Source organism: Xylanibacter ruminicola Ga6B6 (assembly GCF_000687715.1).
GTDB lineage: Bacteria > Bacteroidota > Bacteroidia > Bacteroidales > Bacteroidaceae > Prevotella > Prevotella ruminicola_B.
This window is the reverse complement of record NZ_JHXD01000039.1, coordinates 1-11,623: the sequence shown is the minus strand read 5'-3', so window position 1 is coordinate 11,623 and position 11,623 is coordinate 1. Positions and strand designations below refer to the sequence as shown.

Annotated in this window: 10 protein-coding genes; all 10 read left to right on the top strand. The window is 48.2% G+C overall.

Going from position 1 to position 11,623, the window contains the following annotated elements; all coding sequences use genetic code 11:
• The first annotated feature begins 62 nt into the window (after positions 1–62).
• The 10 genes from T500_RS0114360 to T500_RS17455 all read left to right on the top strand — a co-directional run bounded on the left by T500_RS0114360 (position 63) and on the right by T500_RS17455 (position 11,460).
• Positions 63–407: a helix-turn-helix domain-containing protein gene (locus T500_RS0114360; RefSeq protein WP_028908680.1), complete on the top strand. Its 345-nt coding sequence runs from the start codon at positions 63–65 to the stop codon at positions 405–407.
• Complete coding sequence (locus T500_RS0114355; RefSeq protein WP_028908679.1) at positions 400–1,128, top strand: ImmA/IrrE family metallo-endopeptidase; 729 nt, start codon at positions 400–402, stop codon at positions 1,126–1,128. Before T500_RS0114360 ends, T500_RS0114355 begins: the two co-directional genes overlap by 8 nt.
• 598 nt (positions 1,129–1,726) lie before the next feature.
• Positions 1,727–2,272: an ATP-binding protein gene (locus T500_RS0114340; protein WP_028908676.1), complete on the top strand. Its 546-nt coding sequence runs from the start codon at positions 1,727–1,729 to the stop codon at positions 2,270–2,272.
• A gap of 837 nt (positions 2,273–3,109) precedes the next feature.
• Complete coding sequence (locus T500_RS16120; protein WP_230580922.1) at positions 3,110–3,715, top strand: DUF234 domain-containing protein; 606 nt, start codon at positions 3,110–3,112, stop codon at positions 3,713–3,715.
• Positions 3,716–4,477: 762 nt separating this feature from the next.
• Positions 4,478–5,320, top strand: a complete 843-nt coding sequence (locus T500_RS0114325) for an ImmA/IrrE family metallo-endopeptidase (protein WP_196243526.1) — start codon at positions 4,478–4,480, stop codon at positions 5,318–5,320.
• Complete coding sequence (locus T500_RS0114320; protein WP_028908673.1) at positions 5,320–5,871, top strand: DUF4411 family protein; 552 nt, start codon at positions 5,320–5,322, stop codon at positions 5,869–5,871. The genes T500_RS0114325 and T500_RS0114320 overlap by 1 nt, the downstream gene beginning before the upstream one ends.
• 612 nt (positions 5,872–6,483) lie before the next feature.
• A complete protein-coding gene (locus T500_RS0114315) occupies positions 6,484–7,026 on the top strand; it encodes an NADPH-dependent FMN reductase (RefSeq protein ID WP_028908672.1) in 543 nt (180 codons plus the stop codon).
• Between the two features lie 26 nt (positions 7,027–7,052).
• The gene (locus T500_RS0114310; protein WP_028908671.1) at positions 7,053–7,637 is read left to right on the top strand and encodes a superoxide dismutase; all 585 of its coding nucleotides are present in this window, start codon (positions 7,053–7,055) and stop codon (positions 7,635–7,637) included.
• Between the two features lie 406 nt (positions 7,638–8,043).
• Positions 8,044–8,499 carry an IS200/IS605 family transposase gene (gene tnpA, locus T500_RS0114305; RefSeq protein ID WP_028908670.1) on the top strand — a complete coding sequence of 152 codons (456 nt, stop codon included), beginning with the start codon at positions 8,044–8,046 and terminating at the stop codon, positions 8,497–8,499.
• A gap of 681 nt (positions 8,500–9,180) precedes the next feature.
• Positions 9,181–11,460 (top strand): glycosyl hydrolase, encoded by a 2,280-nt coding sequence (locus T500_RS17455; RefSeq protein WP_080694920.1) that lies wholly within the window; start codon positions 9,181–9,183, stop codon positions 11,458–11,460.
• Positions 11,461–11,623 lie beyond the last annotated feature (163 nt).

Sequence of the window (11,623 nt, the reverse complement as noted above, 5' to 3'; positions counted from 1 at the left end):
TTTTTTTTTGTAACTTTGCGCCGGAAATGAACAAAACGGAAATCATTGCAACCTAAAAACTTATGGCAAACAACAATGAAATCGGCTCTGTACTGAAAGAATTGCGTAATAGGATGGGGTACAGTCAGGAGCAAATCAGTTCCTATCTGGGCATTAGCCAACCGGCTTATAATCATTACGAGAGTGGTGATACTGTAGTTTCACAGGATTCTCTAGAAAAACTTGCTGCTGTTTATGGCGTGGAAGAGTATGATATACTTACATGCAACAAACCACAGCTACAGGCTGATATGGCTTTCGCATTCCGAAAAAACGGTGAGGTAAAGAACCTTGCTCAGATAGCCTCTTTCCAGAAACTTGTTAAGAATTACCTTGATATGTGTGATATAGAACGTCGTCATGAATAAGCTCGTACTTGAAAACCTTGCCAATGAGTTTCGCACTAGAGAGTTGCAAATCAGTTTGTTTGAACCAGTAAGTATCCATAAAGCACTTCGTACGACTGGTATCCTATGTTCTTTTCGTCCTTTGGATGATGATATTTCGGGGATGGCCATAAAGATTCAGCACGAAGGTGAGCAACAAGCACATCGCTTCATGCTAATCAACACTAACGATATCTACTGCAAACAGCGTTTCACGGCTTGTCATGAGTTCTATCATCTGCTTTATCAACAGAATTTTAGTAAATCCGTTGATGATTCTGAGTATTCTAGAACCAAGGAACGAGAGGAGCGCAATGCAAATATCTTTGCCTCGTTCCTGCTGCTGCCAGAAGCAGGACTTAAGATGCTGGCTCCCGTAGAAGAACAGCGAAAAGACCGCATAACACTTGGAACTATCTTGAAACTAGAACAGCATTTTCGTTGTTCAAGGGCTACTCTTTTGTATCGCCTGAAAGATTTGGGATGGATAAGTGAAGAATTGATTAGTTCATATATTGAAAACGTAAAGCGTTCAGCAAATGAGTATGGCTATAACACAAGCCTTTATGAATCAACTGGCATAACTGAGATATGCGGAGACTATAACATAAAGGCCCGCGGACTCTTTGACAAGGGACTGATTTCTAGGTCAAAATACGTGTCGCTCATTGACGATATGCAACTTAATAAGGAGGTAAAATAAATGGCTAAGAGTAAGATTATCCTGCTTGACTCTGATGTTATCTCGCATTTTATGTCAACGGCGAAGATTGACGTGCTACCGAGGATTCTCAGCCCACACCACCTATATATTGTTGATGATGTTTATCGTGAATCTATTCATCACCCTATTTTTGAGGATCGTAAACAGCAGGAGAACGTGCCTGTTTGGCAATAGCCAGATTTGAAAAAGATGTCATTGCTAGCAGCAATTTCCGTGATGTAGCCGACTATTGTGAAGAGTTCTCCATCGAACATATTGGTGTAATGGACATCCTGACTATTGCATTACGTAGGGGGATCTTTTCTAATGATGACTGTAACAAGTTCATGCACGATGCCATAGTTATTAACGACGGCAAATTTCCTGTTGATAAGTTTGAAGACTATAGACCAACTCGCAATTTAGACGAGTTCTGTACACCATTGCCATGACTGAGTTGTGGCAAGTAGAAACATAAAAAAATATCCAGCCGTAAGAGACTAAAATGGTGCTTTTGTGGCTGGATAATTTTGTGCGGAGGGGACAAGTAAGAGGGGGGATGTATTACATAATTACACAACCGATTATTTGCAGCGTAATGAGAAGGACGCTGGGGGATGATGTTTATGTGGACGGGTTGCCGCTTGACCTGACACCAGCTACGATTAAGGGTTCGCATGCATCGTACCCATATAACCCGCTGATAGCAGAGGTGCTGTACAGGTCGTCGTTCTTGGAGAGCTGGGGATCGGGTGTGAGACGTATGGTGGATGCCTGCAAAGCACAGGGCGTGCCAGAACCGGAATATGAGGTGAATGGCGGGTTTGTGAGAATAGTTTTCCGTAGGGCTACGGGAAAGACTACGGAAAAGATGGATGAGGGTGTAAATGGTCCTGTAAACGAGAAAAGTAACGAGAAAAGTAAGGAGAAAAGTAACGAGAAAATTAAGGGGAAAGGTAAGGAGAAAACGCTGGATAAGGTATATCGATTAATCTCGGAGAATAGTAAGATAACTACCGCTGAGCTTGCAGAATTATGTGGTGTTGGTGAAAACAGTATCTATAAGACTGTAAGAAAGCTACGTGAGAGCGGTCGTATTGTTCGCAAAGGTGGCGATAAAGGTGGTGAATGGGTTATCACATGATATCGAGAATGAGGGTGTGCTGCCCTCATTTTCGCATTTCTTTCTGATACCACTCTTCTTCAGGAGCCCAACCATAGAAGCACTTTCCATCACCACCAAGATCCCATTGGCATGTAATCTCGTATTGGCGCCTAGGAAGTTTATGACGATTATTTACTCTGTTGATTATAAAGATGCAGGTCAAGTAGCAGGTCAAGATACAAATAATGTTACTAAGCAGTCGCTAAGTTGGGACCAAGTAGGGACTAAGTTGGGACTAAGTAGGGACCAAGTTGAAAATTATCATGTAACAGGTCTCCTACGCCATTCATTCACCCATCCCCCTCAAAACGGCGCTGTGATCCGTTTGGGGCGATATGGGGTGTGGGCACCCCAATCGTAGGGTTTCTACCCTACGCTGGGTTATTAGCCCCCTACAGGGGCGGGTTAATCCGTGCCGGATATACACAGGGGCAAGCCCCTGTGTTTTGATATATTGCCCTTACAGGGCATTGCGTGACCCCAACGGGGTCTAATATCATAGCGTAGGGCCTCGGCCCTACGAATTGGAACGTAACCTCCACCATCCACCGCCCCTGTAAGGGGCTCATAACAGAATCCCGGACAAGGGGAGCAACTCTGATTTCATCCCTATTTACTTTTTTTGCGTAAATACGCATTTTTTGCTCGTTTGGGGCAAAATATGGAAAAATGGGGATGGGAGTGAAAATTTTTAAAGAAAATTACGGGTAATTCGAGAAAATGTTGTATTTTTGCAACCGAAACGGTGAGTTCCGAACTGACGGTTTCGATACTTTTGATAGGTGTAACTCGTACTTTATCCCTGAAGGGAAAAACATGCTGATAGAGGAGTTCGGACGCGACTACGGACGCTATTTCGACATACTGAAGCTGATAGCCACGGGTCACAATACCAGAGGAAACATAGAGGGCATTCTGCATGTGGAGGTGTCGGGCTATATGACGAGACTGGAGAACGACTACGGGCTGATAGCCAAGAACAAGCCCATGTTCCAGAAGTCGGCCAACAAGAACATCGTATATGCGGTGAGCGATCTGTTTCTGCAGTTCTGGTTCCGCTTTATCTACAAATATACCTACTTTATTGAGGCGAATGCCTACGGGAAGCTGGCCGAGATTGTAGTGCGTGACTACGAGACCTACAGCGGCAAGGTGCTGGAGCGCTGGTTCAAGGAGGTGATGCGCGAAAGTGAGCAATACACGCACATTGACAGCTGGTGGGACCGCAGGGGGGAGAACGAGATCGACATCATAGCGGCTGACGATTTGGAGAAGCGTGTGACCTTTTATGAAGTGAAGCGCCAGCGCGATGAACTGGACATGAAGTTGCTGGAGGAGAAGGTGCAGCGGTTTAAGGAAGCGACCGGCGAGTACGGGAAGTACGAAACGGGCATAGCTGGACTGTGTATGGAGGATATGTAAACCATCCATACATGTCCCCTTATCGAAAAACGATTCGAGTATAATCAGTTATTCGCCCCCTACAGGGGCGTTATAATTATCCGTACCGGATATACGTAGGGGTAAACCCCTACGCTATGTTATATAGCCCTTTCAGGGCATGGCCTAATACCATGCTAAAACACTCGGGGACCGGCGCGCGCCAAGGGGCAGACAGCCCCGACGAGCGAGGGTGGGGTGGAATGAGCGTTAGCGAATGGGGAAGAAGGGAATTGTGTGACCCCAACGGGGTCGAATAGCATAGCGTAGGGCCGAGGCCCTATGCTATGTTATGTAGCCCCGATGGGGCATTTTGTATTATCTATCGGACGGAGCGATGTACGAGCGAAATCATAAAAAAAGTAGGCAAAAAAGAAGAATTCGATATAAAAATGTGATTATATTGAAAATAATTTCTATCTTTGCACGCAGAAAACGTAAATGACTAAGGACAGTATAGTAGAAATTAATTTGGAGCGTCTGCACTATCTCTTGAGGTTGTATAACCTTTCTGAAGAGGAGTTCTTGGCGATGCTTAATAGTGGACATAAACGGGTGTTAAACCGCGAAGAGGTGTTCACTAACGAGTTGTCTATGACTTTATTGAAGCGTATAGATAAAATATTCAATAAGGGCATATACTACTATATTGATTTTACTCCAGTGGCGCAAGGGAATCATGCGAGCATATTCTTCAGGAAACAGAGCTTTAATGGTGAGCTTAATCTGGAAGCCAGGAAAATGGTGGACAAATTTGAAACCCTGAAAAATACGCTTGATACCTACAATGCGCTGGCAGATGTGTCTTTTGAGCGTTTGTTGCCATCATATACTGTAAAAGACAACCCACGGGAAACGGCTCGTGCGATTAGTGAACTGCTGAAGATGAGAAGTCATAAGGACGAGAAGGATCATCTGAAGTTCATAATTAATCAGTTGGCTAAACTGAATATTTATGTGTTTGAATTTGTTGAGACTTTCAATAAGAAACAGAAGAGTAATGTTGAAGGTTTCTTTATCGCACCTAATGTTATAGTTGTGAAAAGACAACAGGGTCGCCTGAAGAGGGAACTGTTTACGCTGGCACACGAACTGGGACATTGTGTGATTAACGTGGAAGAGGTTGAAAACGTTTCGGATGAGTTGTCGTCTGGTCTGTCGGAGATAGAGAAATGGTGCAATGACTTTGCGTTCTACCTGTTGATGGGTGATGAAGCTGACAAATTGGACGGTCTAAAATATGCTAACGCTGGAAACGACTATGCCCACGACATGATAAAAGGCATGTCGGATGCGACGCATGTAAGTATGCTTGCCATTTATACCCGACTTGTGATAGAGAAAAAAATGACTCAGGACGACTACGCTCTTGTGAGAGGTGGTATCATGGCTAATGTGAGACGGGCTGAGGAGAAACGAAAGCAGGAGGCGGCAGATAGTAATTCGGTAGTGTCACCACCACGCCCCATTATTTCGAACCTGTTTCGTGACACCATGCAGTGTGCGCTCTATAGAGGTGTGATAGATGAGGCGACTTTTTGCCAGCAGTTGAATGTGAAACCTGAAAGGATGGAGGCCTACTTGTGATGGAATACTATTTTGATACCAGTTCGCTTGTGGCCTTGGCACGTTACTATCATCCTTTTGACAAAGACGGACGGCTTTTCGATTTTGTGCGTAGTAAATTCCAGAATAAGGAGATTATTGTTCTTGATGCTATATTGAATGAAGCGAAATTCACTTCTAAGGGTATTGCGCTGAAAGCCTATCCTTTTATAGAAGAGCAAAAAGATCTTATTATTGATACGAAGGAGTTGATGCCATACAGTACCAAGAAGTTTGGTAATATGGTTGACAAGAACTTCGCTGTGGCCGCTTTGTTGAATAATGGAAAGGTGAACTATTCTATCATGAAGCAAGTTTTTTTGAATAGTGGGGATGGTAAGCTGATACTCACTATGTATAACCGGTTGCATGATGACAAGGAGGCCAAGATATGTATTGTGACGGAAGAATCGAAAACAGGGAATGATGGCAAGATTTTTAAGAAAATTCCTGCTCTTTGTGAATTTATAGGGGCAAGGTGTATATCGTTGGTTGATTTCTTGCAGACAACGTCATTCTATGTAGAGATGTGATAGAAAATCCTTGAAAGAAGGTTTTATATGAGATAGAAAGGCTGGTGCTTAGCGCATCGGCCTTTTGTCGTTATTAGCCCCCTACAGGGGCGGTGGTGTGGGGAGTCCCATTAACCATAGGGCCAAGGCCCTATGCTATGTTATTTAGCCCCGATGGGGCATTATATTATCCGTACCGGATATACGTAGGGTCAATCGGATTGATTCCCAGGGGCTCGCGGATTGAGTCATAGGGGCCGCGGATTGATTCCCAGGGGCGAGCCCCTGGGCTAGGTTATTAAACCCCTTCAGGGTTATTGATGCCCTGAAAGGGCAATATAAATTAGCGTAGGGGCAAGCCCCTACGTGAATGGGCATTCACCCCATCCATCGCCCCTGCGCTCGGCTTTGCCGCTTGCTACCGAAGGGACGCAAGAAAGGGGCTCATAAATTAGCCCAGGGTCTTGGCCCTGGGTAGGGTCGAGGCCCTATGATCAATGGCCCATCCACATCAATCTCCTCCCCATCATCACCACACCCAACATCGAAATTCGGAAAAAATGCAAAAAAATGGTGGAACTCTCGCGGAAATGTTGTATATTCGCACCATGAATAACTAAAAACTAGAGAGGTATGAAGAAAATTCTGTTTATTATCGGGTCGTTGAGGGCAAAGTCGTTTAACCGACAGGTGGCTGATGTGGCTAAGGAAATCATCGATGGGAGTGCAGAGGTGCAGGAACTGGACTATAGCGAACTGCCGCTGCTGAGTCAGGATATCGAGCAGCCGGAACTGGAGGTTGTGGCTCGCATTCGAAAGGAGGTGAGCGAGGCTGATGGGCTGTGGATCTTCACGCCGGAGTACAACATGAGTTATCCGGGACACCTGAAAAACCTGCTGGACTGGTTGTCGCGTCCGGTGAAGCCGATGGACTATGGTACGCCCACGTGCATCAACGGCAAGCGAGTGGCTATCAGTGGAGCAGGGGGCAAGGCTGCAACTGCTGATTGCAGGGCCAAACTCACGGAGTTGCTCACCTTTATGAAGGCGGAGGTGATTAAGGAACAGGTGGGCATTGCTGTGCCTGCCGAGGCCTGGGGGACCGATGTTCTGGTGCTGACGGATGAGCAGAAGGCTGCCCTGAAGGCGCTGGCCGACAAGCTGATAGAGGGCTGATGTTAAATTGTTAAAATGTTAAAGATATGGGAAAGTTTGAATTGATGGCGCTACCGTATGCGATCGACGCATTGGAGCCGGTGATTAGCAAGCAGACGCTAGAGTTTCATCATGGGAAGCATCTGGCGGGGTATGTGAATAACCTCAACGGGTTGCTTCCTGGGAGTGGGTTCGAGGAGGCTTCATTGGAGGAAATCGTATGTAAGGCCTCTGGCGGTATGTTGAATAACGCTGGGCAGATCCTGAACCACAATCTGTACTTTGGGCAATATGGTGCGCCAAAGGCCGACAATGCGCCTACAGGACAATTGGCTGACGCCATCGTGCGCGATTTTGGGTCGTTCGAGGCGTTCAAGGAGGCATTCCAGAAGGGTGGGGCAACGCTCTTTGGCTCTGGCTGGGTGTGGCTGTCGGCCGATAAGGATGGCAAGTTGGTGATTACTCAGGAGACGAATGCGGCCAATCCCATTCAGAAGGGCCTGAAGCCGCTGCTGACCTTTGATGTGTGGGAGCATGCGTACTATCTGGACTATCAGAACCGCAGACCCGACCATTTGGCCGCCCTGTGGCAAATCATCAATTGGCAAGTGATTGATAAGCGGTACGAGTAAAATCAGTTATGAGCCCCCTACAGGGGCGGGGGTAAACGGGGGCCCGTTTACGTAGGGGTGATCGGATTGATTCCCAGGGGCCGCGGATTGATTCCCAGGGGCAAGCCCCTGGGCTAGGTTATGAGCCCCTTACAGGGGCGTTTATAAACGGGTTACCCGTTTACGTAGGGGTGAACCCCTACGCTAATTTATATAGCCCCTACAGGGCATGACATGACCCCGATGGGGTCAAATAAAATAACGTAGGGTCTCGGCCCTACGAATTGGAACGTAACCTCCACCATCCACCGCCCCTGTAGGGGGCTCATAACATGGGTTGATATATAAAATATCGTTAAAATGGTTGTAACGTTACAACCTTTTTGGGATTATTTCGTATCTTTGGCCTCGAATAATAATTAAACATATGCCACAATCATTATCAAAAATCTACGTACATCTGGTGTTTTCGACCAAGGGCCGAACCGAAACCATTCCCAAAACGCATCTCCCGGAGGTGCACGCCTATGTGGCGGAGATATTCAACAACAACGGATGTCCGGCCATTCTGGTGGGTGGTACGGCCAACCACATCCACATTTTGTTTTTGTTGGGGAAGACCATGGATTTGTCGAAGATAATTCGTACGGTGAAATCGAGCACGACGCGATGGATCAACGAGAAAAACAACAACCCGTTTCATCATTTTTGTTGGCAGGATGGATATGGGGCATTCAGCGTGAGCAACAGTCATGTGGATGCCGTGGTGGCGTATATCAAGGGGCAGGAGGAGCATCACAGAAAGGTGACGTTCCAGGATGAGTTCCGGAAGTTATGCCAGTTGTACAAGATCGAATTAGACGAGCGTTACGCGTGGGATTAGTTATGAGCCCCTTACAGGGGCGGGTATCATCCGTACCAGGATGCACAGGGGCAAGCCCCTGTGTTAGGTTATTAAACCCCGTTCTTGCGTCCCTTCGGTAGCAAGCGGCAAAGCCGAGCGGGGGTTATCGAATGCCCTGAAAGGGCAAAATAACATAGCGTAGGGGCGAGCCCCTACGTACGTGAATTACGTCATTCCACCACCGCCCCTGTAGGGGGCTCATAACTATTATGCGTCCCTATGTGGGGCGTTTTTTTTTATGTCCATTTACGTAGGGGCGACGGATAAATCACAGGGGCGAGCCCCTGTGCTGTGTTATGAGCCCCTTACAGGGGCGTTTAAAAAAATAATGGGCATTGTTCGTAGGGGCGAGCCCCTACGCTTTGTTATTTCGCCCTTTCAGGGCTACGCTAGGTTATATTGCCCCGTTGGGGCATTAATTAATACCTGAAAACACTCGGGGAGCGCCCCGCGGCCGCTCGGCTTTGCCGCTTGCTACCGAAGGGACGCAAGAAGGGGCGGAAAGCCCCGACGAGCGGAAAGCCGAGCGGGGGGAATAAAAACGGAAAAGTTGAAAAGTGTAATGATTGAGCAAAAAAAAGTATTGCGGTTTGGGAAAGTTGTCGTAACTTTGCAGCGGTAAACTTAAAATTGAATTAAAACGACAATCGGTAATTAAAAATGAAAAAACTACTTGCTTTTTTTTATTGCATGACTGCGGTGCTGATGCTGCAGGCACAGATTCGTGGAAACAGTGTGGTGGTGACCGTGGAACCCGACCATGCTGACTGGCGATACAACACTGGCGAAAAGGTGAACTTCACCGTCGAGGTGCGTCAGGAGGGAACATTACTTAAAAACGTAGCTATAGATTATGCGATGGGACCTGAGATGTATCAGGACATCCGCAAAAGCGTGACCCTGAAGGACGGTACCCTGAAGCTGCAAGGCACGATGGCGAAACCGGGATTCTATCGTCTGGATGTGACGGCCCATGTGAACGGACAGGATTACCGTGGGGCCTGTGGGGCTGCCTTCAATCCCGAGAAACTGCAACCATCGACCGTGATGCCCGAGGATTTCGAAAAGTACTGGCAAAAATCAATCCAAGAAGCCCGAAAAACCGACCTGAACCCCACCAAGCGTTTGCTGCCCGAGCGTTGTACGAAGGATGTAAACGTGTACGAAGTAAGCTTTAACAACGAGCGCTGGGGCTCACGTACCTATGGTATCTTGTGCGTGCCCGTGCGCGAGGGCAAGTATCCCGCCTTGTTGCGTGTGCCAGGCGCTGGCGTGCGTCCCTATGGGGGCGATGTGTATTCGGCCTCGCAGGGGGTGATCACCCTGGAGATTGGTATCCACGGCATCCCCGTGACGATGGAGCAGGGCGTGTACGACAACCTGGGCAATGGTGCGTTGCAGGGCTATTGGGAGTTTAATATGGACAATCGCGACAAGCACTACTATCACCATGTGATCATGGGCTGTATCCGTGCGATGGACTATATCGAGCAGTACACCCCCTGGAACGGTGAGAAGGCAGGTGTGACGGGATCGAGTCAGGGTGGATTCCTGACCCTGGTGAGTGCCGGATTGGATAAGCGCATGACCTGCTATGCCCCTGTGCATGCGGCTCTTTGCGATCACACCAACTCGCTGAAAGGGGCTGCCTGCGGATGGCCACACTACTTTTATAATGTAAAAATGGAAGAATGTAAAAATGAAAAAATTACAACTTCGAGATATTATGATGGGGTGAACTTTGCGCGACTGATTGATGGCAAGCAGAAAGGCTGGTTCTCGTTCGGCTATAACGACGATGTGGTGCCGCCAACGAGCGCCTGGGCTACCTATAATATCGTAAAGGGTCCGAAGGAAATCAAACCCTATCAGGCCACCTGGCACTTCTGGCATCAGGAGCAGTGGGACACCTGGGAGGCCTGGCTGCTGAAGGAACTGAAATCGACCACCGCCACCGAACTGGCCGACCGACTGCAGACCTTGCTGCAGAAAGGTTATATGGCCGGACACCAGGACGACCCGTTCTACGGCATTGGCTGGGCCTATGAGGATGGCAAGAGCGATGTGAAGCTGACCGTGGGCGATTATCCTGCCGTGATGGGTTTTGAGCTGGGCGGCATCGAGATGGGCGACGAGAAAAATCTGGACAGCGTGCCCTTTACCCGCATACACGATGAGCTGCTGGCGCATGTGAAGCGTGGGGGCGTGGTGACCATCAGCTGGCACCCACGTAACCCGCTGACAGGTGGTACGGCCTGGGACGTGACCAACAATCAGGTAGTGAAAAGCATCCTGCCCGGAGGCGTGATGGCCGACAAGTTCAAGTTGTGGATGATGCGTGTGGCCGACTTTATCGAGAGTCTGAAGGATGAAGCAGGACAGCCCGTGCCCATCATTTTCCGACCCTGGCACGAGAATAACGGTTCGTGGTTCTGGTGGGGCCAGAAACTGTGTAGCGACAGCGAATTCAAGGCCCTGTGGAACCTGTTGCAGGATTATATGAACGCGCGTGGGTTCAGCAATCTGTTGTGGAGCTACTCGCCCAATCTGGATGGCGGGTGGACCCTGGAGCGCTTTATGCAGCGTTACCCTGGTAACGATCGCGTGACGCTGATAGGTGAGGATGCCTATCAGTGGGGTACCGAGCAGGATTTTATCAAGGCCGTGAACAGCGACCTGACCTTCCTGACCCAGTTTGCGAAAGATAACGGCAAATTGTTGGCCATGACGGAGTGTGGCTTCAAGAATATTCCTGATGCCACCTGGTTCAGCAGGGTGTTGAAGCCCCAGATGGATCAATATCCCATCAGCTATTTCCTGTTGTGGCGCAACTATGAAAAGGAGTGGTTCGGTCCCGTGCCCAACACGCCCTGTGGCGATGATTATCGCAAGGCCTTCAAGAATGCCAAGAACGTAATGTTTTTGGGGGATATCAAATAATGCCGTTTATACGTAGGGGCAACGGATTAATCACAGGGGCAAGCCCCTGTGCTAGGTTATGAGCCCCTTACAGGGGCGGGTTTTGTGTGGTGTACCATTGTTCATAGGGCCAACGGATAAATCACAGGGGCGAGCCCCTGTGTTGTGTTATGAGCCCCTTACA